Origin of the sequence: Collinsella sp. LCP19S3_B7 (assembly GCF_052121795.1) — a bacterium.
Taxonomy (GTDB): Bacteria; Actinomycetota; Coriobacteriia; order Coriobacteriales; family Coriobacteriaceae; genus Collinsella.
Genome location: NZ_JBQKDO010000012.1, coordinates 33,928 through 56,180 on the forward strand (window position 1 = coordinate 33,928; position 22,253 = coordinate 56,180).

The window sequence follows — 22,253 nt, forward strand, 5'->3', positions numbered from 1 at the left end:
CTACTCCTTATCAGTGGTCGTGGCGGCGACAGCCTCGGGTGCCTCGGCGGTCTCGGCATCCTGGGCCTCGACGTCGGCGTCAACGCCGGCGAGCGCAGCCAGGTCATCGAGGGCAGAGGTCTCCTCGGCGGTCACAGGGGCGGAGGCGTCCTCGTCGGCATCGCGCATGGGCTCGATGTCCAGTGCGAGGGAGCGGATCTCCTTGACGAGAACCTTGAAGGACTCGGGGATACCCGGAACCGGGACGTTCTCGCCCTTGACGATGGACTCGTAGGTCTTGACGCGGCCCACGGTATCGTCGGACTTGACGGTCAGGATCTCCTGCAGGACGTTGGAAGCACCGTATGCGTACAGTGCCCAAACTTCCATCTCGCCGAAGCGCTGGCCGCCGAACTGGGCCTTGCCGCCCAGCGGCTGCTGGGTAACCAGGCTGTAAGGGCCAGTCGAACGGGCGTGGATCTTGTCGTCGACCATGTGACCGAGCTTGAGGATGTAGGACGTGCCCACGGTAATGGGCTCGCGGAACTCCTCGCCGGTGCGGCCGTCAAACAGGCGGGTCTTTCCGCGCTCGTCAAGCTGGGTGACAAACTCGGGGCGCATGTGATCGCCAAAGGCAGCGGTGGCCTTGTTGAGCATGTTCTTGTTGGCACGACGGATGACCTCGGCGATCTCGTCCTCCTTGGCGCCGTCGAAGACGGGCGTCGCGGTAAAGAACGGACCGGGGACGTACTTGTCGGAATCGGCATCCTCGGTATCCCAACCGCAGGCAGCAGCCCAGCCAAGGTGGCACTCGAGCAGCTGGCCGACGTTCATACGCGAAGGAACGCCCAGCGGGTTGAGGATAACGTCGATCGGGGTACCGTCAGCCATGTAGGGCATGTCCTCGACCGGCAGAACGTTACAGATAACACCCTTGTTGCCGTGGCGGCCGGCAATCTTATCGCCCTGCTGGATCTTACGACGCTGGGCGACGTAGACGCGCACCTGCTCGTTGACGCCGGGGGCCAGGTCGTCGCCGTTCTCGCGGCTAAAGCGGACGACGTCGATGACGCGGCCGTAAGCGCCGTGAGGCATCTTAAGGGAAGTGTCGCGAACGTCGTGAGCCTTGGCACCGAAGATGGCGCGCAGCAGGCGCTCCTCGGCAGTCAGAGCGCTCTCGCCCTTAGGGGTAACCTTGCCGACCAGGATGTCGCCAGGGCCGACCTCAGCGCCGATGCGGATGATGCCGTCCTCATCGAGGTTGGCAAGCATGTCCTCGGAGAGGTTCGGGATCTCGCGAGTGATCTCCTCGGGGCCGAGCTTGGTATCGCGGGCGTCGATCTCGTGACGGGTGATGTTGATGGTCGTCAGCAGGTCCTCGGCCACCAGGCGCTCGGACACGACGATACCGTCCTCGTAGTTGAAGCCTTCCCACGGCATGTAGGCCACGGTGAGGTTCTGGCCCAGTGCGAGCTCGCCGTGATCGGTCGAAGGACCGTCGGCCAGAGGCTCACCCTGCTCAACGGTGTCGCCGACGCGCACGAGCGGGCGGTGGTTGATGCAGGTGGACTGGTTGGAGCGCTGGTACTTGGCCAGGTGATACTCGTCCATGCCGCCGGCATGCTTGACGATAATCTTGGAGGCGTCGGCAAAGATGACCTCGCCGGCGTTCTTGGCCAGGGTGACCTCGCCAGAGTCCAGGGCGGCGCGACGCTCCATGCCGGTACCGACATAGGGAGCGGCGGGGTGAACCAGCGGCACGGCCTGACGCTGCATGTTGGCGCCCATGAGCGTACGCTTAGCGTCGTCGTGCTCGAGGAACGGGATCAGCGTGGCTGCGACGGAGAGCATCTGGCGCGGCGAGACGTCCATGTAGTCGACATCCTCGACGGGCACGTCGGCGGGAGCGCCGAAGGAGCCGTCGAAGTCGCGGGTACGGGCGATCACGGAATGCGGACGGACGATCTTGCCCTCGGCATCGGTCGTGATGAACTCGTTGGTCTTGGGATCGAGCGGCGTGTTGGCCGGCGCGATAACGTGCTTCTCTTCCTCGTCAGCGGTCATCCAGTCGATCTGGTCGGTGGCAACGCCGTTCTCGACGCGGCGGAACGGGGCCTCGATGAAGCCATACTCGTTGACGCGGGCGTAGAGGGCAAGCGAGCCGATCAGGCCGATGTTGGGGCCTTCGGGGGTCTCGATCGGGCACATGCGGCTGTAGTGCGAGTTGTGAACGTCGCGGACGGCCGTCGGCACGTTGGTGCGGCGGCTGGAGCCCGACTTGTGGCCGGCAAGACCGCCAGGGCCGAGTGCGGACAGACGGCGCTTGTGGGTCAGACCGGTCAGAGGGTTCGCCTGGTCCATGAACTGCGAGAGCTGCGAGGAACCGAAGAACTCCTTGATGGAGGCCACGATCGGGCGGATGTTGATGAGCGACTGCGGGGTAATCTCGTCGATGTCCTGGGAGCTCATGCGCTCACGGACGACGCGCTCCATACGGCTCATGCCGATACGGAACTGGTTGGCGACGAGCTCGCCGACGGTGCGGATACGGCGGTTGCCAAAGTGGTCGATGTCGTCAACCTTGAAGCCCTGCTCGCCGGCAGCGAGGGACAGGAGGTAGCGCAGCGTAGCGACGATATCCTCGTCGGTGAGCACCGTGACCTCTTCCTCGGTAGTGAGGTTGAGCTTCTTGTTGACCTTGTAGCGACCGACGCGGGCCAGGTCGTAGCGCTGCGGGTTGAAGAGCAGGCCCTCGAGCAGGCTGCGGGAAGCATCCACGGTGGGAGGCTCGCCCGGGCGCAGGCGACGGTAGATCTCGATAAGAGCATCCTCGCGGGTAAGGGCGGTATCGCGCTCGAGGGTGCGCTTGATCACATCGGAGTTGCCGAGCAGCTCGATAATGTCGTCGTTGGTGACGGCGATGCCAAGGGCGCGCAGGAACATCGTGGCGCTCTGCTTGCGCTTACGGTCGATGGAGACCATGAGCTGGTCGCGCTTGTCAACCTCAAACTCAAGCCAGGCACCGCGGGACGGGATGATCTGAGCCTTGTAGATCTGCTTGCCCGAATCCATCTCGGAGCTGAAGTACACGCCCGGGGAACGGACGAGCTGCGAGACGACGATACGCTCGGTACCGTTGATGATGAAGGTGCCCTGATCGGTCATCATGGGGAAGTCGCCCATAAAGACGAGCTGCTCCTTGATCTCGCCGGTCTCCTTGTTGGTGAGACGGACGTCGGTCAGAAGCGGAGCCTGATAGGTCATATCCTTCTCGCGGCACTCCTCGACGGTATGCGCGGGGTCGCCAAACTGATGCTCGCCGAAGGTAACCTCGAGAACATGGTTCTGGCTCTGGATGGGGCTGGATTCCTTAAACGCCTCACGAAGGCCCTCGTCCTTAAAACGCTCAAAGGATTCCCTTTGAACAGAGATAAGGTTGGGGAGCTCCATGGCCTCCGGGATTTTCCCGAAGCTGACGCGCTTGCGCTCAGTGGCAGTGTATGCGTAGGTCACCAGGTTTTTCCTCCTTCACGGAAATGCTCGGTGGGTTGGCGAGGCATAGCTTCGCCAGTTATCGCAACCTAATAGTTTATCAGGTACCGACCGTTGGGCAAGAAAAGCCTTGACGCGATTGTGTTTTTGGAGTAGCAAAGTTTTTCGACAGAAAATGCGCAGGTAGATATGTGTATATCGAACATATGTTCATATATTTTCTGTGAACAGAGTTGCTGATGCGCGTCGTTGAATGGCGGAATGGCGACGAAGGCTGATCGGGCGGAAACTGCGTCCCGTTTTGAGGCCTCAAACTGGGTCGTAGTTTCCGATTGAGCCCCGTTTGGGAAACTGTATCCCGTCCTGAGCCGATATTCTGGGATGCGCTTTCCGCTAGGGTCCTCAGCCGGAAAGCGCATCCCAGAATTCGATCAAATTGTGGGTCGCACTTTCCGGAGCTAAGCGGCACTTCGCAAAAAAACGGGTGCAGACCGAAGTCCGCACCCGTAAGCGCTGTTTACTTGCGCATCAAGCCGCCGCGCTCGTCGATGGCATCCCAGAAGGCATCGGCAAAGCGAGGATCGCTTGCAGCCATGAGGGCGTTGGTGGCCATCCAGCCAGACGGGGTACCGGTGTCGTAGCCCGAGAGCGGGTCGATGACGACAGCGTACATAGCCTCGCGGTCGAGCGAGCGGGCCATGGCGTCAGTGAGCTGAATCTCGCCGCCCTTGCCGGCCTGCTGGTCGGCAAGCAGCTCCATGACCAGCGGGCTCAGCAGATAGCGTCCGACGATGTAAAGGTTAGAAGGCGCAGCCTCGGGAGCAGGCTTCTCCACCAAGCCGCCGATACGCCACACGGCGCCAGGCTCGGCATCGCCAACGCCCTCAGCGCCCTCGAGGGAGCCCACGCGCTCGCCGGCGATAACGCCATAGCGGCTGACCTCCTCGGGAGCACACGCGGCAACAGCGATAACCGAAGCGCCGCCATGCTCCTTGGAGACGGCAAGCATCTTGTCGCAAATGTCATGGTTGGGCACAACGTAGTCGCCCAGAAGAACCAGGAAGTTCTCCCCCGCCACAGCATCGGCCGCCGAGCGAATGGCATGGCCGAGACCCTTGGGCTCGTACTGATAGCGGAAGTCGACCGGCATACCGCCAGCGTGGGCGACGGCATCGGCATAGGCGTTCTTGCCGCGCTCGCGCAGCAGGTTCTCGAGCGAACGGTCGGGCTGGAAGTAGCTCAGCAGCTCGGGCTTACCGGGAGAGGTAACGATGATGGCGTCGTCGACCTCCTCGGGGTCGAGTGCCTCCTCAACGACATACTGAATGACCGGCTTGTCGAGAACCGGCAGCATCTCTTTGGGCGTGCACTTAGTGCCAGGCAGAAAACGCGTGCCAAGGCCGGCGGCGGGGATGATTGCCTTCATGTTATTCAAGGATCCTTTCGCAGGCGCAGAATGCGCCCTATGCGTGCGGCACGGCGGCCGCAGACCAAATTGCGATACCGAAGTATCTTACCGCCGGAGACATACGTCGCCGTAAGGCAAACGCAATTCTTCAGCAGGTCAACGCAAATTATTGCTCGAATGGTGCAATTTTATGCCCCAGCGGTAACGGGATTGGCACGGCGAAGACAGCGGTGTTCTGCGTGCCGAGCAATGGGAATGAGGGGCCAAAACAAAAAAGACGGGGCTCGCAATGCGAACCCCGTCTGGAAAGAAATCTGGCGAGAAAGCCTGATTACTTGAGGGTGACAGCAGCGCCAGCAGCCTCGAGCTTCTCCTTGGCAGCCTCGGCGTCCTCCTTCTTGGCGCCCTCGAGAACAGCCTTGGGAGCGCTCTCGACGACCTCCTTGGCCTCCTTCAGGCCAAGGTTGGTGAGCTCACGGACGGCCTTGATGACCTGGATCTTGTTGTCGCCGAAGCCCTCGAGCACGACGTCAAACTCGGTCTTCTCCTCGGCCTCAGCAGCGCCAGCAGCGGGAGCGGCGACAACAGCGGCAGGAGCAGCGGCGGAAACGCCGAAGGTGTCCTCGATAGCCTTAACGAGCTCGGAAGCCTCGAGAAGGGTCATTTCCTTAAGAGCATCGATGATCTCATCGGTGGTAAGCTTAGCCATTTCTAAGTCCTTTCGGTTTCCGTGTCTGTGCACGGAGATCAGTTAAAACACGGCGCGAATGCGCCAGGGGTGCGGCGTTGCCGCCGCGGGTGAAAACAGCGACTAGGCTGCCTTCTGCTCGGAGACCTGCTGGATCGAACGAGCGAGACCAGAGGAAACGCCGTTGACGCAGACAGCGATGTCGCGAGCGAAACCGGAGATGAGACCGGCGATCTGGCCGAGAAGCTGGTCCTTGGTGGGCAGCTCGGCGATAGCCTTAACATCATCAGCGGAAACGGCCTTGCCGTCGGAGATACCGCCCTTAATCTCAAGGACGCCCTTGGACTTAGCGGAGAAGTCCTTAAGGGTCTTAGCGGCCTCGACCGGCTCGGTCTCGTAGAACACATAAGCGACGGGGCCGGCGAGGATCTCGTCGAGCTCGGGCTGCTCCTGGTTCTTGAGAGCGATCTTGACCAGGTTGTTCTTGTAGACCTTCATCTCGGCGCCGCACTCGCGAAGCTGATGACGCAGCTCCTGAGCCTGCTTAACCGTCAGACCGTTGTAGTTGACGACGAACAGACCGGCATTCTCGGCGATACGGGACTCGATCTCTGCAACCTTGTCGATTTTGTACTGCTGGGGCATGAATTACACCTCCTCGAATTCTTTCCGGGCACGGTCCGCCACAAGGACGTGACGGGGGCATGTCCAAAAAGAAAGCCCCCGCGCTGCATGAGCGACGGGGGCGAGAAGACATATCTACTCGACCACCTCGGCTGGCGGGATATCCCATTGAGCTCGCGGGCAATGCCCGTTTGCACCGGCTGTCTCTGGCAGCGGATTCGTGCGTGAACCGAAAGTATTATGGCGGGGACCCCGGCGTCGGTCAACGGAAAACCGGGCTGCACACAATTCCACCATCCGGCACGCTCCGCCGAAGGCCAGGCGCAAGGTTTTCGCTCGGTCAAGTCCTGGGCTCGCACGAAGGCCACATTAAGTGGCCTTCGGCTCGTGCGGAATCTACGAAAACCTTGCGCCTGGCCTTCGGCGGCGCGGCCTGCGTCAACTATGGGGCAGCCCGGTTTTCCGTTGGCCGGCGCGCCCCACTCATAATGCTTGGGTCGGTGGGCTGATGGTTTTGGGTCCCGGTGGGCTATAGGGTTGACACGAAGTTGGACAGGCGGCGGAGGCCTTCGTCCAGATCTTGGTCGGAGACGCAGTAGCTTAAGCGGACGTGGCCTTCGGTGCCGAAGCAGTCTCCGGGGACTAGGGCTACGTTGGCTTCTTTGATGGCTTTGATGCAGAAGTCTTCGCTTGTTAGGCCGAATTGTTTGATGCTGGGGAAAGCGTAGAAGGCGCCGGCTGGTTCCACTACGTCGAGGCCCATGGTGTCTAAGGCTGCGAGCACGCGTTCGCGGCGAGCTCGGTAGACTTTGAGCATGGGGGTTGGGTCGACGGTCAGGGCTCGAGCTGCGGCGTCCATCTCAAAGGAGACGGCGCTCGATACTAAGTATTGGTGGGCCTTTGCGATCTCGGCGATGACGGGGGCTGCAGCTGCGAGCCAACCCAGGCGCCAGCCGGTCATAGCCCATGGCTTGGAGAAGCTCTCGATGACCACCGTCTGCTCGCGTAGCTCCGGGTGGCGCTGGGCAAAGCGCTCATAGCCATCCACATAGACCAGGCGGTTATATACGTCGTCGCAGATTACGTAGATGCCCGCCTGCTCTGCCACGTGTGCCACGGCGTCGAGCGATGCCGCGTCGAGGATACAGCCCGTAGGATTGTTGGGCGTGCAGATGACGATGGCCTTAGTCGCCGGCGTCACGCAGGCGCGAAGCGCTTCCTCGTCAATCTGAAATTGCGCGGGCTCCGTATCCAAAAAGACCGCTTTGGCGTGGTTGGCCACGACGATGCTCTCGTACAGGCCAAAGGCCGGCGTGGGGATAATAACCTCGTCGCCGGGGTTGAGCATGGCCATAAATGTTGCCGACAGGGCCTCGGTCGCGCCGTCGGTCAGGATGACCTCGTCGGCCGAAAACGTAAGGCCCGCGTCTCCCATGTAGGTAGACAGCGCCTCGCGCAGGGCGGGACGGCCGTTGTTGGGCGGATAGTGCGTGTCGCCGCGGCCCAGCGCGGCGGTCACCTCGGCGCTAATCACATCGGGCGTGGGAAAATCGGGCTCGCCAAGCGCAAGCGCGATGCACCCCGGGTGCTGGGCGGCGAGCGCGTTAATCCGGCGGATACCGGAGGGCTTGAGCGTGGCAAGCGAGGTATTCATGGGCAGTCGCATGGCATTCCTTTCGTAAGGGTTGCACTAGGATAGCGCGCCCGCGCGCCACCAGACGGTGTAACCTAAACGGAAACCAACCGGAAAGGAGGCGGCATGGAGACGACCGCGCGCGGCGATGTACCAAAAACGCTGCAAACCATTGCGTATATCAGTATTCCCGAGAGCGCCGATCTTGAGTTTTTACTCTGGGACCTGCAGGATGCCATCGCCGCCTATGCTCAGCTTTCCGGCACCGCGCTCCCCCGTTCGGTCGATTTGGAGGCGGATGATGCCGGTGTAGTCGATGGCATGGTGTTCGCTGTTGATGATGCATTTGATGATGAGGCGATAATCGCTGTCGAGCAGGTGCTCGATCGCCTTGGAATCGCGGAAACACGCGTCTACGCCGTCGTTCTTGCTGGGTCCGAGGACACCGAACGGGCACACGAAACCGCCTTGCGGCTGCGCCGGGCCTGTCGTCTTCGCGACCTGCCATGGTGCGGTGGCGTTGTCATCTGTGCCGGCAGCGGTATTGCGGCGCTTCGCCACTCCCCGCGTATGGGCCTCTTACGCCGGCCATTTTCCGAAGCGATGGATAAGCTTGTAGGCGCTGTGCGCATGGGCTGTTCCATTGAACATGCGCAGCTGCTTGGCGGCGGCGATGCCGACAGTGTCGATGCCGACGGCATGGTGCGCGCCAAGCCCGCCGTGCCCGCACCAATCTGGCATGCCATCATCAAACGCCTCGGTGCCCATGCTCAATCAAGGATCTAGATTACCGTGCGGTCCAGTCAACTGCCTCGCGCCAGCGCTCGACAAGCCGCTCCAGGCGCCAGGCCGCGTTAGCGGGACTAGTTGACGGCAACACGACAGCGGACAGACCCGTCCGCTCCTGTAGATAGCGCTTATAGAGGCGCCCCGCCGTACCTCCGTTGCATACCACCCGCTCGATGGGCGCAGCTCCAGTGATGCGTTCGATATATGCCGGCACAACGTTTTTGATGCTCGCGTCGCTCGACCCCTTAATGTCGCAGCTCTCGATCACATCCCACAGGGCCACACCACCGTTCAGCAGCATGGATCGCTTGGCGGCAATAGAGGCGTCGAGCGTCGCGGGCTCGCCGCCCACCAAAGGGTCGCCCTCGTTGGGTGGTACAGGCACACCAAGGCACGCGGCCATCACGCGCCAAAAGCGATTCTGAGGGTTGCCGTAATAAAAGGCATTGGCGCGCGAAAGCACCGAGGGAAACGACCCGAGCACCAAAACGCGCGAGTGCTGGTCAAACACGGGCTCAAACCCATGCTCAATATGTTGATAGCCCTCGTCTGACGCCGCCATGACCTAGGCCCTCAACAGATAGCGCACCTCGTAGGGCGCAAGTTCAAGCGCACCCGTCAGCTCGACCGTGGGTGCATCGTCGGCAAGTAGGTCGACGAAGGAACCGTTGAGTTCGCCGGCTCCAAAGGTATAAGGCTCGTTCACGGCATTGACCGCCACGAGCACCGTCGCGTCGTCGCAGGCGCGCTCGAACAGCAGCTGTTTGTTCTGAATCATCACGTTGCGGTACGCACCGTAGCTGAGAGCGCGTGCCGCCGCGTCGTCGGCCGAGCGCAGGTGCGCAAGCTGTGTGATGAAGGCCGTCAGCTCGTTGGGCGCAGGCTCATCGAGCGCAGGGCGCAGCGCCCAGTCGCCATCGGGGCCGCCCTTTTCGCCAGCAATTCCCCACTCGCTGCCATAGTAGATGCACGGGATGCCCGGCATGCCAAAGAGCATGCCATAGGCGGGACGCAGGCACGACTTGTCGGTAAGGATGCTCGCCAGGCGCGGCACATCGTGGTTGTCGACAAACGACAGCAGGTGCTTACCGCGGTAGATGCACCACGGGTCGCCGCCAAACTGACGGTGCAGCGAGTGGGCGATCTCGAACATGTTGATCGAGTTAAAGCTGGAGTACAGTCCCTTGTAACACTCGTAGTTGGTGCAGGAGTCGAGCATCTCGTCGTTGACGATCTGGTTGTAGTCGCCATGGAGCGTCTCGCCGATCAGCACAAAGTCGGGCTTGAGCTCACGGGCAAAGGCGTGCAGGCGGCGCATAAAGTCACGGTCGAGCATATAGGCGACGTCCAGGCGCAGACCGTCGACGCCAAAGACCTCGGCCCAACGGCGCACGGACTCGAGCAGGTAATCGACCACGGCGGGGTTTTGCAGGTTAAGCTTCACGAGCTCAAAATGGCCTTCCCAGCCCTCGTACCAAAAGCCGTCGCCGTAGCACGAGTCGCCGTCAAAGCTGATGTGGAACCAGTCCTTGTAGGGCGAGTCCCACTTGCGCTCCTGCACATCGCGGAAGGCCCAAAAGCCGCGACCGACGTGGTTGAAGACGGCGTCGAGCACCACGCGGATGCCGTGGGCATGCAGCGTCTCGCACACGGCGGCAAAGTCGGCATCCCCACCCAGGCGACGGTCGATGTGGCGCAGGCTGCGCGTGTCGTAGCCATGGCTATCGGACTCGAGCGGTGGGTTGATGAGCACAGCACCAATACCGAGTTTTTGCAGGTAGTCGGCCCATTGGGCGATTTTCATGATGGGGGCATCGGGGTTGGGCGCGTCGTTGGCAGCCTGGGCAAGCTCATCCTCGGCAACGGGCGCGGCGTTTTCGCGCGGAGCTCCACAAAAGCCCAGCGGATAGATTTGATAGAACGTCGTCTCGTATGCCCACATAGCAACCTCCCGGTAAGCTCAACACAACGACATCCATTGTATGCCCAGCAGGGTAGTTAATTTGGGACGGGCTTGGCGCAGCGTATGGCCGGGAACAGCACGGTGATGGCGAGATTCTTGCCAAATAAATGGTACTGCCGAGATGCCGCTGAGCGAATAAAGAGGTGTCCGCACGGGTGGCTATCCTATGATGAAGGCGGCATATTCCCACACCTGACCTACAAAGGTAGTTGAACGATGGCAGACATTAAAATCAAGATCGTCAGCAATCCATATCAAGAAACTGTTCGGTTCTTCCGATGGGATAACGGCTGGCAAGAAATAACGACCTCCACAAATCCCAATAGCGCGCTCCATAGCACGAAGATCGTTAATGGTTTCTTCCCCTTTAAGGCCGAAGAGATCATCGACATCCTCGCCAAAGAGTTCGGCGGCGGCGACAAAATCGAATTGCATTTTGAAGGCGCGGATGACGAATGGCAGGAGTTGCTCGCCATCTGCACCGAAGGGCCACGCGCCAACACATACGAGGCCATACGAGACGAGCGTTATCTATCAAACGCCCGAGACGTCTTGCCAGAAATTGTCGAAGTCTTCAGGGAAATCCAGGGGCTTGTAGACGAATCAGTCTCCGAGCGAACAAAAGTCTCTGAGCAAATTAGAAAGTTCACCGATGTCTCGAGCGACATCATCCCGCTGTGTGTACTAGGCAGCTATAGTGCAGGCAAATCGACGCTCATCAACGCCCTCATTGGCATGGAGATCCTTCCCAGCGGCGACGAGCCTGTAACGGCCCGCATATTCCAAATCAAACGTTCAAAAGACCGAGATCGCGCGATGGTTCAATTCTCCTGTGGCAACAGGCGATTCTTGCTGCGCTTTGATCTTGATGGCCTCATGGAAAACAAAGAGCTTGTGGGGGAGCCCCTATACGACATGATCGCAGCCAAAGTCGCCGATTCCATGCCCGGCATGGCCTCCCATATGAACAGCGCTCTCAAGGTTCTTAACTCATATCATGCCGATGAAGACGACCGGACTATCTCCGATCTGATCAGAATCGAAGTCCCCTTTAGCGATACCGACCCGTGGCCCCATGACAGGGAGTTTGTCATCTTTGACACCCCGGGCTCAAACTCTGCCTCCAACGCCGATCACGCTCGAGTGCTCAAACAGGCAATGGAGGGCCTCTCAAATGGCCTTCCCATTTTCGTTGCGGAGTACAACTCGCTCGATACGAAGGACAACAAGAACCTCTCCAACGAAATAGAGCAAATCCCCGCAATCGATGAACGCTTTGCCATGATCGTAGTCAACAAAGCAGATTCCGCCGACCTTCCCAAAGGCGGATTCGACGATGAAGCCGTCTCGCAAATCATGCGTTGGTCCATTCCGGCCAGCCTTTACGGGCAAGGTATCTACTTTGTTTCTTCCATCCTCGGCCTAGGCTCAAAGAACTCCAGCGAGTTTATAAGCGACAACTATGCCGAAAAATTCGAAGACCAGCAGCGTAAATACACCGATCCGACAAGCCGCTTCTACAAAACGCTCTACCGCTACGACATCCTTCCAGGACAGATCTCGCGCAGAACCAACCGCGAATCCGAGGCTTGCAAGGACCTCCTTCTTGCCAACAGCGGACTCTTTTGTATCGAAAACGAGATACGCCTGTTTGCCGAGCGGTACTCCGCATATAACAAATGCAGCAGGTCGGAATCGCTCCTACAAGAAATTGTCAGCATAACCGAAGAAGAGATTGCCAATAAGAAAACCGACCTCGAACAAAAGAAAGCACAGCGAGAAGCCGAGCTCGAAGAGGATAAGCGCAATCTCATCAACCAGCTCGAAGACTGCAGAGAGCATGCAAGGCTGGACTCCTCGGCCAGCTATGCCGACGCCATCGACAGGAACGTTTCCGCCGAGCAGTGGAAAACCAACCTTGACACGCTTCAAGCACGTCAAGGCGCCATTACCGAAGACAAGCGAGAGCGCCTCGAATACTCAAAACGATCGAACGCAGCCGCGCAAGCGTTTGACTCAATCGCCCCTAACTTTTTCAATAGGCTCGGCGATTCTATAAAAGGAAGCCCGGCAAACACACAAAAGGACGTCGGCTCTCACCCAACATTTGGGTTAGCGGAGGTTGGCAAAGGCCTTTGTGATGACATCACCGATGCGCTCCAAAAAAGATCCGACGCAAAGGCTGCCGAAAGAACAGCCGACAAAGATGCCGCCGACCAGCTCTTTAACGAGGTCATCAATCACTATGACGAATGTGCCGAGCAAATAGCTCGGACCATCGATGAGCTGTCACAAAGCTATTGGAAGGATTGTGCGGAGCATAGCCGCGATGCCCTCTATCGCATCGCTACCAGCAGCGACAATCCTCTTTCCGAAGAGAAGCGCCAAGAGGTCGGCGATATCATTCTTAAATATCGTGGCCTCGCGCTCGATAAGACAAAGGGTCCCATTTTCAGCAAGGCAGACTTTACCGAACTGAAGCTCATGGACCGTGTCATCTTTAAATCTGACAAGCTTTTGCTTAGGAAAGTCGAAGACAAATTCAACCGCGAAATCTCACGGTGTTTCTGCGAAGCACGCGCCGAAACAGAGCGCGAGCATACCTACGGCTTTACCGAATGGCTCAACGAGCTGCTCGGCCAAATTACGAGCAATATCACCGACTACAACCCGGTGCTCCATGGCCATGTCGAAGACATCAACAGGCAAACCGCGGAGATCAACGCTCTCGAGGCAAAACTCGAGACGCTCAATAATCGAAAAGAGTACATTACGCGCGTCATTAATTGGAAGGAATAGGCTGATCGCATGGGCATCAAAAACGCGATTATGCGCGCTGCCGATAAAGCCGGCAACGCGGTCGCAACCGTCTCGGTACTCAGCAGCTCCCAACTCGATGAGGTCGACAAAAAGCGAACAGCATACTTGTCAGAAAAGCCGAATCCGGCAGACGAGCAAGCTATCGAGCTCACCAATCGGCTCTTGGCAACTGCCGCCGTTGAGCTTCACAACGCCTATCTGCCGCAGCTACGAAATGTATACGCGCCGATTGACCCCTCTACCGAATACCCCACGGGCTTTAACGCCGACAACAACATCCGCTTCATGAATATCACGAAGTGGGTCGTCGACCCCAACGAGGACAGTCTCGAGAAGCTCGTAAATGTGTACGACGTTCTCTCTGACGAAGATTGCAACATTGCGCTGGTTTTTAATCGAACCAGCGCAAGCACCGAGGTATTCCTTGCAGTCGTCAACAGCGACAATGCCCGCGACAACATCGACGCCGATAATTTTTCCCGGCGCATGTCGGATGCCTTGAGGGGTAACTTCCCCGGTTCCGAAGTGGGACCCGCCAACCGCGGCCCCATTCCGTGTCTAGACAATCGACGCTCGTCTTCGGTTGCCGCCGTTTCGAATATTCCGGCCGAAAAGAACGAGAAGTTCGTCACGCAAACCATTGAAAAAGTTCTTGACGGCATTGTGCCTGGCAGGCCGAGCGAAGACTACACTATCGTGCTGCTCGCAACCCCGATCCATGATATCGAATCGCGCAAACTCCGTCTCGCCGAACTCCACTCACTGCTGACGCCCTATGCCTCATGGACGACCAACTATACCTACCACCAAAACGACTCCATCGGATCGTCCGCGACGGTTGGCATCAATGCAGGCGTGAGTGCCGGCAGGCAGGTGGGGAGCAATCAGGCTGTTGCACAAAACTACAACGAAACGGACTCGACAAACGAGTCGACCTCGGAATCGAGCAACGAGAGCGTAACCGACTCGTCCACATCGACCGAAAGCATCACGGATGCGGTCACCGACGGCAGAAATGAATCCTCGAGCGGGAGCGTAAGCCTAGGTGTAGGCGCAGGCGTATACGGCGGCGGCAATCTCGGCGTATCCGCAAGCCATACCGAGGGCTCGTCACACTCCACATCTACGTCAAAAGCCACAAGTTCATCTACCGGCAAAGCCATATCAAACTCACTCGGCAAAGCCGTTACCAGCGGCGTTGGCAAGGCTGTCTCTAAGGGAGCGTCCGTAACTTCCGGCGTTTCGCAGGCCGTAAATCTTGGTGCCAACTTTGGCGGATCATTCGCGCGCTCAAGCACGGTCACCGCTACCATCGGCGCCGACGAAGGCATCACACAGACGTTCAAGAATTACTCCATCCAACACGCGCTCGAAATCCTCGAGTTGCAAATGAAACGCTACGACCTTGCCTCGGCACTCGGCATGTGGGACTTTTGCGCCTACGTGCTGTCAGAAGACCACAACGTCGCGAATAACGTTGCCCACACCTACCTCGCCCTCACCCAGGGCAAAGAGTCCTATATGTCTCAGGCTGCGGTAAACCTCTGGCGCGGAGACCTCGGAGAGCAAAGCGCCGACGCTGTGGCAGTCTGTTCCTACCTTCGCGATTTGCGCCACCCTGCTTTTGCCCTCTCCCCCGCCCTGCTCGATCAACATCCAAGTTTTTCGGTTTACCCAGCAACAGTCGATGCAACGACCGCCCTTTCGGGCAAGGAGCTGGCCTACTCGCTCAACTTTCCCAAAAAGTCCGTCCCAGGGCTGCCCGTTATCGAGTGTGCCTCTTTTGGACGCAATGTCTCAACGTTCGATGGCACGCAGCCCCAACAAGGCCTTTGCATAGGCAAGGTTTTCCATATGCATCGCGAGGAGCGCATTAGGACGTTCCTGTCAAAAGACTCACTTGCCTCGCACACCTTTGTTACGGGCAGCACCGGCGCAGGAAAGACCAATACCGTCTGCCGCATCCTCGATCAGGCGCTCGATCAGCAGGTCAACTTTCTTGTCATTGAACCTGCCAAGGGCGAATACAAGGACGTGTACGGGGGCCGCGAAGACGTAAACGTCTTTGGAACCAATCCAGAATTCACACCGCTCCTGCGCATCAATCCTTTTAGCTTCCCGTCCGGCATCCATGTGCTGGAGCACCTCGACCGACTCGTTGAGATCTTTAATGTTTGCTGGCCCATGTACGCCGCCATGCCCGCCGTCCTTAAAGACGCTGTCGCCAGGTCATACGAAGACTGCGGATGGGATCTTGCCGCTTCTGATAACCCGTATGGAGCCGATCTCTTTCCCTGCTTTGCAGATGTTGCCCGCAACGTCCGTGAGATTCTCGACTCCAGCGAGTACGATGCCGAAAATAAAGGCGCCTACAAGGGGTCGCTGCTCACGCGTCTCAACTCGCTCACCAACGGGCTCAACGGCATGATGCTTTCGTCGAACGAAGTCGATGCTAGTGTGCTTTTTGACGCCAACACAGTCATCGATCTATCGCGCATTGGCTCCGCCGAAACAAAATCCCTACTCATGGGTCTTCTTGTACTCAAACTTCAAGAACATCGCATGGCCGAGAAAAAGGACATGAACCAGCCGCTTCGCCATCTGACCGTGCTTGAAGAGGCGCACAACCTGCTTAAGCGATCGTCGAGCAGCCAAGACTCGGAGAGCGGCGACCTGACAGGCAAGAGCGTCGAGATGATCTCAAATGCCATCGCCGAGATGCGCACATACGGCGAAGGCTTCATCATCGCCGACCAGGCGCCCGGCCTTCTCGATATGGCAGCCATTCGCAACACAAATACCAAGATCATCCATCGCCTGCCCGATCTTTCGGACCGCGAGCTCGCCGGTCGCGCTGCCAACCTCAACGATCAACAGATCGTCGAGCTGGCACGCCTACCCAAGGGCGTTGCGGCCATTTACCAAAACGATTGGGTTGAGCCGGTGCTCTGCAAGATCGCCAAAGCAGAGGATGGCGAGCACTTTACATACAGCCGCCCCATCGACGATGTCGCAAGCAACCAGAGCGATGATGCCCTTGCCGTAGCGCGCATGCTGGCCTACGGAATCAGCATTGGAACCAAGGCGGAGCTGCATAGCATTCGCGAACGGCTCGATCGCCTCCATATCGACGCGTCTACAAAGGTCAAGATCCTGCGCACCGCTCAAAACCCGCCCAACGAACCACGTATGACCAAGCTGGCGCCCATTATGAGCGCGCTGTTCCCCGATGTCGTCAAAACGGTCGAACGTAAGCTCAAGAGCAGCAATGAAGCCGAGCAATTGACAAGAGCGGCAGAAGCGGCGCTCGGGGCTTCCATCAACCGCGATATCGACAGCCGCACCAGGCAGGTCATCATTCAGGGCATCATGACCGATGTCTTGTGTCTGCAAATGCAAGATACCCAAGCATATTCCGATTGGCACAACTGGAACGAGAATAGCGAGGTGAGCTAATGACATTTAAGCTAATGGAGTTCACGCAAATGAAAATCGACGAACCCAAACCAGGCGATAAACTTGGGTTCAATCCCGATAAACTCATTGGCCCCGAATCAAAGGAAACCAAAACAGAAGTTAGCGATATCGACCGAGCGGACTACATCAATCCTGACAAATTGATTGAATCCTCAGTGGAATCGTGTGACTACCCTTCTACTTATGAGGAACGGCTGGACCGTACACCGACCATGGAGAATCCCAATGGCAAATGGTCGGGCGATCGAGGGGAGTCGATGTTTGTTCCCACAGTCGATAGGGTTTGCGAGATTCTTCGAAACAAAGGTCTTGAGGGCATCAATTACAGGGATGGAATTCCTGACTTCAACCCTATCTCTGAGGCGAAAGTAACCATACAAGGCATGAGCCAGCATAGGCTTTCGCAGATTGGCGAGAACGGCGAGCGCATTGTCGGCAACTATGAAAAGGCAGACATTGAATGCGCAAAAGCTTGGAACCTTGAGCAACGCGATGGCAAAGAAGACTGGACCAATAAAGACGTCAAAAAATGGCGCGTGGCAAACGGGTACACCTGGCACGAGCACAATGACATGAAAACGTGCCACCTTGTTCCGACCGAAGTTCACGACGTATGCAGGCATCTCGGCGGCGTAAGCGAAATCAAAAATATACTGAATCAGATTGGCGGCTTCGATGACTAACAGCATAAATCTGTGGGGCAGGGATTTCTCGCTCCCCGTCTATTACGAGTGCGACTCGGACCAAGGCGTCCTCGACATTCAAAAGGAAGCAAAGGACGCCCTGCTTGCAAGCTGGGATATCGTTGAGGACAGCAAGGAAGCGATCGAAGATTATTGTCTCGAAAGAGACGGCGATCAGATTGAGGGCCCCATTACAAACATCTTTAGATACGTTATTCCGACCAGCATCGTGGTACTTCGAAGCGATGATGCTCGCAAAACAGCGCTCATGTGCAACTATCGCTTTGACCCCGAACACGGACTTGCTGCGGTATTTGAAAACGAAAAACTTACAGCCGTCGTCCCCCAAGACGAGCTCTAGGTCGATCATACGCAGACAGAAAAACGAAAACCGAGGCCACTCCAGCACATACCGGAGCGGCCTCGGCCTCTTTTACGTATGCTCAGCGAGGTAGCTAAAATAGCCCCGTCCCAAATTAGCTACCCCAGACCCTTTCTAAGCCGCGGTGAAATACGGACTGTTTGCCGGGTTTATTGGGCCCAGCAGTCCGTATTCCACCGCAACTGATGAGGAAACGTTATTAGGCGACGGGCTTTGCGCGGCGTATGGCCGGGAACATCACCGTGATGGCGAGGATGACGCCCACGACGGCAATCGCCCCGCCCACAAAGCCGATCCAGGCGATACCGGGGCCCGAAACCACGGCGCCGCCGATCGCGGTGCCCGTGCCGATACCCAGATTAAACAGGCCCGAGAAGATCGACATGGCGACAGCCGACGAATCCGCGGGCGTGTACTTGATAAGCTCGGCCTGGAACGCCACGTTAAAGGCCGTGGCGCAGCAGCCCCACAGCACGCAGACGGCAAGCACTGCTGCGAGCGACGATGCGGCCGAACCCATGAGCAGCAGGGCCGCTGGCACGCCGGAGAGCGTGATAGCCAAAAACGGGAAGCGGTGCCCATCGAACAGGCGGCCAAACAGCCAGCTGCCCACCAGACCGGAGCAGCCAAACGCCGTCAGCGTCATGGTAATGGCGCCCGCGTCGACGTGCGCGACCTGCGCCAGGAAGGGCTCGATATAGCTGTAGCCTGTGTAATAGCCGGTCGCCATAAAAACCGTGACCGCGTAGAGCGCGATGAGGAACGGGTTCTTGAGCAGCTCGGGCAGCTGTTTGACGGCAAAGCGCTCTCCCGCCGGCATGGCCGGGAACACCGCTGCCTGGTACACCACCGCGGCGGCAGAAAAGGCCCCGACCACGGCAAACGTCATGCGCCAGCCCACGGCCAGGCCGATGGCGCGGCCGATCGGCAGGCCAAAGATCTGTGCGATGGACGAGCCCGTGGCGATCATGCTGATGGCGAGCGCCCCGTGACGGGTGTCGACCAGGCGCGACGCCATAATCGAGGCGACCGACCAGAACACGGCATGTGCGCAAGCGACCACCAGGCGTGCGCAGACCAAAATAGGATAGGTGGGCGCCACGGCGGACAGGAACTGACCCAGAGAGAACACGGCGAGCACGCCGAGCAGCATACGCTTGAACTCAAAGCGCGAGGCAAACACCATAAGCGGCAGCGACAGCAGCATGACGCCCCAGGCGTAGACCGAAATCATGATGCCTGCCTGGGCCTCGGTGAGCGAGAACGATACGGCAATATCAGTCAGAAGGCCGATGGGCATGAACTCCGATGTGTTGAACACGAACGCGCAGCAGGCGAGCCCGATAAGCGGGAGCCACTGCTTGAGCGAGATGCCATCTTGTCTTGCCTGAGTCATGTAGGAAACCTCTCCGATTGTCTTGGGCGGTGGGCGATTATATAGCAACGGCCCCGCATCCGTCAGTACAGATGCGGGGCCGCAATCAACTCAATACACAGAGGTTGCGCCGTCAATAAATAGCTAAGCCAACCCCAGCAATATGCCCGCCGCATGCACGATAAACGCCACAATCCAGGCGACCATCACCTGAAACGCGAACACGGCAACGGCATAGCGCGCGCCCAACTCGCTCTTGACGGCACCGATTGCCGCCACGCAGGGCGGGTACAGCAGCGTAAAGACCAAGAACACGTAGGCGGTAAACGGCGAAAACATGGTCGACAGCGCCGCGGGTGACGTTGCATCCAAAAGCACGGTGAGGGTCGAGATGACGCTCTCCTTGGCGATAAGTCCGGTGACGAGCGCCGTGGATGCACGCCAGTCGCCAAAGCCAAGCGGCGCCAACGCCGGCGCGATGATGCTACCCAGACCGGCAAGTAGACTCTGCGACTGATCGGCGACCACATTAAAGCGGATGTCAAACGTCTGGAGGAACCAGATGACCACGGTGGCGGCAAAGATGATGGTAAAGGCCTTGGTAATAAAGTCCTTGGCCTTATCCCACGCCAGCATCACCGTCGTCTTGATGCTCGGCAGGCGGTAATTGGGTAGCTCCATGATAAACGGCACCGGGTCGCCCTTAAATGCCGTGCGGTTGAGCACCAATGCCGCGATGCAACCGACCGCAATGCCAATCAAATAGAGCGAGACCATGGCGGGGACCGTCGCCTGCGGGAAGAATGCTCCGCACAGCAAGCCGTAAACCGGCAACTTGGCCGAGCAGCTCATGAACGGCGTGAGCATGACCGTCATCTTGCGATCATGCTCGGATGGGAGTGTACGGGTCGACATGATAGCCGGCACGGTGCAGCCAAAACCGACGAGCATGGGCACAAAGCTGCGGCCCGACAGGCCAAAGCGACGCAGCACCTTATCCATGACAAAGGCCACGCGCGCCATGTAGCCGGAGTCTTCCAGAATGGAGAGGAACAAGAAGAGCACGACGATAATCGGCAGGAAGGTCAGCACGCTGCCCACGCCCGTAAGCACGCCGTCGACAGCCAGCGAGCGCACCACGTCGTTGGTTCCGAACGCCTTGAGACCCGCATCGGCCGAGGCGATGATGACAGCGATGCCGTCCTCCATAAGTCCCTGCAACGCCGCGCCGATCACGCCAAACGTCAGCCAAAAGACGAGGCCCATGATCACCAGAAACGCCGGGATGGCCGTGTAGCGACCCGTCAGGATGCGGTCGATCTTAACGGAGCGCACGTGCTCGCGGCTCTCGTGCGGCTTCACCACGCAGCGCCCGCACACGTCGCCGATAAAGCTAAAGCGCATATCGGCCAGCGCGGACAGGCGGTCTGTGCCAGCCTCGCCCTCCATCTGGGTAATGATGTGCTCGATAGCGTCAAGTTCGTTGCGATCCAGGTGAAGTGCCTCGGTCACCAGCTCGTCGCCCTCAACCAGCTTGGTCGCCGCAAAACGCACCGGAATGCGGGCCGCCACGGCATGGTCCTCGATCAGGTTGGCAATGCCGTGGATGCAGCGATGCAGCGCACCGCCGTCCGGGCCATCGGGCGCGCAGAAGTCCAGGCGACCCGGGCGCTCGCGGAACCGCGCCACATGCAAAGCGTGATCCACCAGCTCGTCGATACCCTCGTTGCGGGCAGCGCTAATGGGGACAACAGGCACGCCCAACAGGCTCTCGAGCAGGTTGACGTCCACGGCGCCGCCGTTGGCCGTCACCTCGTCCATCATGTTGAGCGCGATGACCATGGGGCAGTCGAGCTCCATAAGCTGCAGCGTCAGGTAGAGGTTGCGCTCGATATTGGTGGCATCGATGATGTCGATGATGGCGTCGGGATGCTCGTCAAGGATGAATTGACGGCTGACAATCTCCTCGCCCGTGTACGGCGACAACGAATAAATACCGGGCAGGTCGGTAACGCTCGCCTCGGGGTGGTTACGGACAGTACCGTCCTTGCGGTCGACCGTCACGCCGGGAAAGTTACCAACATGTTGGTTGGAACCCGTCAGCTGGTTGAACAGCGTGGTCTTGCCGCAATTTTGGTTGCCGGCGAGGGCAAAGTGCAGCGGCGCGCCCTCGGGCACGGCCGTTTTTGCCGCGCGGGGCGAATACGTCCCCTCACCGAGCGCCGGGTGCTCCGTCGTGCCGATTGCGGCGTTAACGCGCGGGCTCGTATCGGTGTCGTGAATACCCACGAGCTCAATGCGAGCAGCATCGTCTTTGCGCAGCGTCAACTCGTAGCCACGCAGGCGAATCTCGAGCGGGTCGCCCATGGGGGCGTACTTCATCATGGTGACTTCGGTGCCCGGCGTTAAGCCCATGTCCAAAATATGCTGTCGGAGTGCCTGGTCGTCCGATGCCACCGATGCGACAACGGCGTCCTTTCCAATCTCGAGTGTATCGAGCTTCACGTCCGTGTTCCTCCCCCGACGCCCACAGGGCGTTGCATTTATGTTCACCATTGCTAACCGTTTGCCATGGCTAACCAATTTTAACCATGCATGATAGCGCGAACATACAGCGACGTTCAATCAACAGATTGTTGCAATGGGGATTCCGGACCCCGGTTTTCCAGACGAGCCTGCTGCGGAAACTGCATCCCACTACTCAGGCGAATTCCGGTCCCCGATTTCCCGATGGGGCCTCTCGGGGAAACTGCGTCCCACTCTGAAGCTTCAAAACGGGATGCGTTTTCCGGTTGAGGCATCTTGCGGAAAATGCATCCCGGAATCGTCGCGGGACTGCGGACGATTTCTTGGACCGTTACGCGGCCCTTCCCAGCGCGGCGCGGAACTCGGCCGGCGTGCGGCCGCCGAGCGCATCGCTGCGCCTCTCCGTATTGTATC

General features: G+C 58.8%; 14 protein-coding genes. 5 read left to right on the forward strand and 9 right to left on the reverse strand.

From position 1 onward, the window contains the following. From rpoB to ACTQW0_RS06400, 5 genes are all read right to left on the reverse strand, one after another. Complete coding sequence (gene rpoB, locus ACTQW0_RS06380; protein WP_229770619.1) at positions 1 to 3,429, reverse strand: DNA-directed RNA polymerase subunit beta; 3,429 nt, start codon at positions 3,427 to 3,429, stop codon at positions 1 to 3. A gap of 559 nt (positions 3,430 to 3,988) precedes the next feature. After that, complete coding sequence (locus tag ACTQW0_RS06385; RefSeq protein WP_368136490.1) at positions 3,989 to 4,897, reverse strand: UTP--glucose-1-phosphate uridylyltransferase; 909 nt, start codon at positions 4,895 to 4,897, stop codon at positions 3,989 to 3,991. Between the two features lie 313 nt (positions 4,898 to 5,210). Continuing rightward, on the reverse strand, positions 5,211 to 5,588 hold the full coding sequence (gene rplL, locus ACTQW0_RS06390; RefSeq protein ID WP_154514707.1) for a 50S ribosomal protein L7/L12: 378 nt from the start codon (positions 5,586 to 5,588) through the stop codon (positions 5,211 to 5,213). A gap of 102 nt (positions 5,589 to 5,690) precedes the next feature. Beyond that, on the reverse strand, positions 5,691 to 6,212 hold the full coding sequence (gene rplJ / locus ACTQW0_RS06395; protein WP_117646079.1) for a 50S ribosomal protein L10: 522 nt from the start codon (positions 6,210 to 6,212) through the stop codon (positions 5,691 to 5,693). Between the two features lie 508 nt (positions 6,213 to 6,720). Further along, positions 6,721 to 7,857 carry a pyridoxal phosphate-dependent aminotransferase gene (locus ACTQW0_RS06400; protein WP_441567392.1) on the reverse strand — a complete coding sequence of 379 codons (1,137 nt, stop codon included), beginning with the start codon at positions 7,855 to 7,857 and terminating at the stop codon, positions 6,721 to 6,723. Between the two features lie 93 nt (positions 7,858 to 7,950). Between ACTQW0_RS06400 and ACTQW0_RS06405 the strand changes: the two genes are divergently transcribed. Then, positions 7,951 to 8,610 (forward strand): hypothetical protein, encoded by a 660-nt coding sequence (locus ACTQW0_RS06405; RefSeq protein ID WP_441567394.1) that lies wholly within the window; start codon positions 7,951 to 7,953, stop codon positions 8,608 to 8,610. Between the two features lies 1 nt (position 8,611). On the opposite strand, the gene ACTQW0_RS06410 is transcribed toward ACTQW0_RS06405, so the two are convergent. Then, positions 8,612 to 9,175 carry a uracil-DNA glycosylase family protein gene (locus ACTQW0_RS06410; RefSeq protein ID WP_427795339.1) on the reverse strand — a complete coding sequence of 188 codons (564 nt, stop codon included), beginning with the start codon at positions 9,173 to 9,175 and terminating at the stop codon, positions 8,612 to 8,614. 3 nt (positions 9,176 to 9,178) lie between these two features. Then, positions 9,179 to 10,555 carry an alpha-amylase family glycosyl hydrolase gene (locus tag ACTQW0_RS06415; RefSeq protein WP_441567396.1) on the reverse strand — a complete coding sequence of 459 codons (1,377 nt, stop codon included), beginning with the start codon at positions 10,553 to 10,555 and terminating at the stop codon, positions 9,179 to 9,181. 237 nt (positions 10,556 to 10,792) lie between these two features. On the opposite strand from ACTQW0_RS06415, the gene ACTQW0_RS06420 reads away from it, so the two are divergent. From ACTQW0_RS06420 to ACTQW0_RS06435, 4 genes are read left to right on the forward strand one after another with little or no spacing between them, the layout of a single operon-like run. Next, positions 10,793 to 13,375, forward strand: a complete 2,583-nt coding sequence (locus tag ACTQW0_RS06420) for a dynamin family protein (protein ID WP_441567398.1) — start codon at positions 10,793 to 10,795, stop codon at positions 13,373 to 13,375. Between the two features lie 9 nt (positions 13,376 to 13,384). Continuing rightward, positions 13,385 to 16,852 carry an ATP-binding protein gene (locus ACTQW0_RS06425; RefSeq protein WP_441567400.1) on the forward strand — a complete coding sequence of 1,156 codons (3,468 nt, stop codon included), beginning with the start codon at positions 13,385 to 13,387 and terminating at the stop codon, positions 16,850 to 16,852. Between the two features lie 29 nt (positions 16,853 to 16,881). After that, positions 16,882 to 17,556: an HNH endonuclease signature motif containing protein gene (locus ACTQW0_RS06430; protein WP_441567401.1), complete on the forward strand. Its 675-nt coding sequence runs from the start codon at positions 16,882 to 16,884 to the stop codon at positions 17,554 to 17,556. Further along, positions 17,549 to 17,917: a DUF6985 domain-containing protein gene (locus tag ACTQW0_RS06435; protein WP_441567403.1), complete on the forward strand. Its 369-nt coding sequence runs from the start codon at positions 17,549 to 17,551 to the stop codon at positions 17,915 to 17,917. Before ACTQW0_RS06430 ends, ACTQW0_RS06435 begins: the two co-directional genes overlap by 8 nt. A 220-nt stretch (positions 17,918 to 18,137) precedes the next feature. Here the strand turns inward: ACTQW0_RS06435 and ACTQW0_RS06440 are convergent, their stop codons facing one another. After that, complete coding sequence (locus tag ACTQW0_RS06440) at positions 18,138 to 19,334, reverse strand: MFS transporter (protein ID WP_441057208.1); 1,197 nt, start codon at positions 19,332 to 19,334, stop codon at positions 18,138 to 18,140. Positions 19,335 to 19,457: 123 nt separating this feature from the next. Further along, a complete protein-coding gene (feoB, locus tag ACTQW0_RS06445; RefSeq protein ID WP_441567405.1) occupies positions 19,458 to 21,869 on the reverse strand; it encodes a ferrous iron transport protein B in 2,412 nt (803 codons plus the stop codon). Positions 21,870 to 22,253 lie beyond the last annotated feature (384 nt).

What these genes read in the sequence shown, in the direction of transcription:
- ACTQW0_RS06405 (WP_441567394.1), top strand. Translation starts at nt 7,951, where the DNA reads ATGGAGACGACCGCGCGCGGCGATGTACCAAAAACGCTGCAAACCATT.
- feoB (WP_441567405.1), bottom strand. Translation starts at nt 21,869, where the DNA reads ATGGTGAACATAAATGCAACGCCCTGTGGGCGTCGGGGGAGGAACACG.
- ACTQW0_RS06430 (WP_441567401.1), top strand. Translation starts at nt 16,882, where the DNA reads ATGAAAATCGACGAACCCAAACCAGGCGATAAACTTGGGTTCAATCCC.
- ACTQW0_RS06440 (WP_441057208.1), bottom strand. Translation starts at nt 19,334, where the DNA reads ATGACTCAGGCAAGACAAGATGGCATCTCGCTCAAGCAGTGGCTCCCG.
- ACTQW0_RS06425 (WP_441567400.1), top strand. Translation starts at nt 13,385, where the DNA reads ATGGGCATCAAAAACGCGATTATGCGCGCTGCCGATAAAGCCGGCAAC.
- ACTQW0_RS06400 (WP_441567392.1), bottom strand. Translation starts at nt 7,857, where the DNA reads ATGCGACTGCCCATGAATACCTCGCTTGCCACGCTCAAGCCCTCCGGT.
- ACTQW0_RS06415 (WP_441567396.1), bottom strand. Translation starts at nt 10,555, where the DNA reads ATGTGGGCATACGAGACGACGTTCTATCAAATCTATCCGCTGGGCTTT.
- rpoB (WP_229770619.1), bottom strand. Translation starts at nt 3,429, where the DNA reads ATGGAGCTCCCCAACCTTATCTCTGTTCAAAGGGAATCCTTTGAGCGT.
- ACTQW0_RS06420 (WP_441567398.1), top strand. Translation starts at nt 10,793, where the DNA reads ATGGCAGACATTAAAATCAAGATCGTCAGCAATCCATATCAAGAAACT.
- rplL (WP_154514707.1), bottom strand. Translation starts at nt 5,588, where the DNA reads ATGGCTAAGCTTACCACCGATGAGATCATCGATGCTCTTAAGGAAATG.
- ACTQW0_RS06435 (WP_441567403.1), top strand. Translation starts at nt 17,549, where the DNA reads ATGACTAACAGCATAAATCTGTGGGGCAGGGATTTCTCGCTCCCCGTC.
- rplJ (WP_117646079.1), bottom strand. Translation starts at nt 6,212, where the DNA reads ATGCCCCAGCAGTACAAAATCGACAAGGTTGCAGAGATCGAGTCCCGT.
- ACTQW0_RS06410 (WP_427795339.1), bottom strand. Translation starts at nt 9,175, where the DNA reads ATGGCGGCGTCAGACGAGGGCTATCAACATATTGAGCATGGGTTTGAG.
- ACTQW0_RS06385 (WP_368136490.1), bottom strand. Translation starts at nt 4,897, where the DNA reads ATGAAGGCAATCATCCCCGCCGCCGGCCTTGGCACGCGTTTTCTGCCT.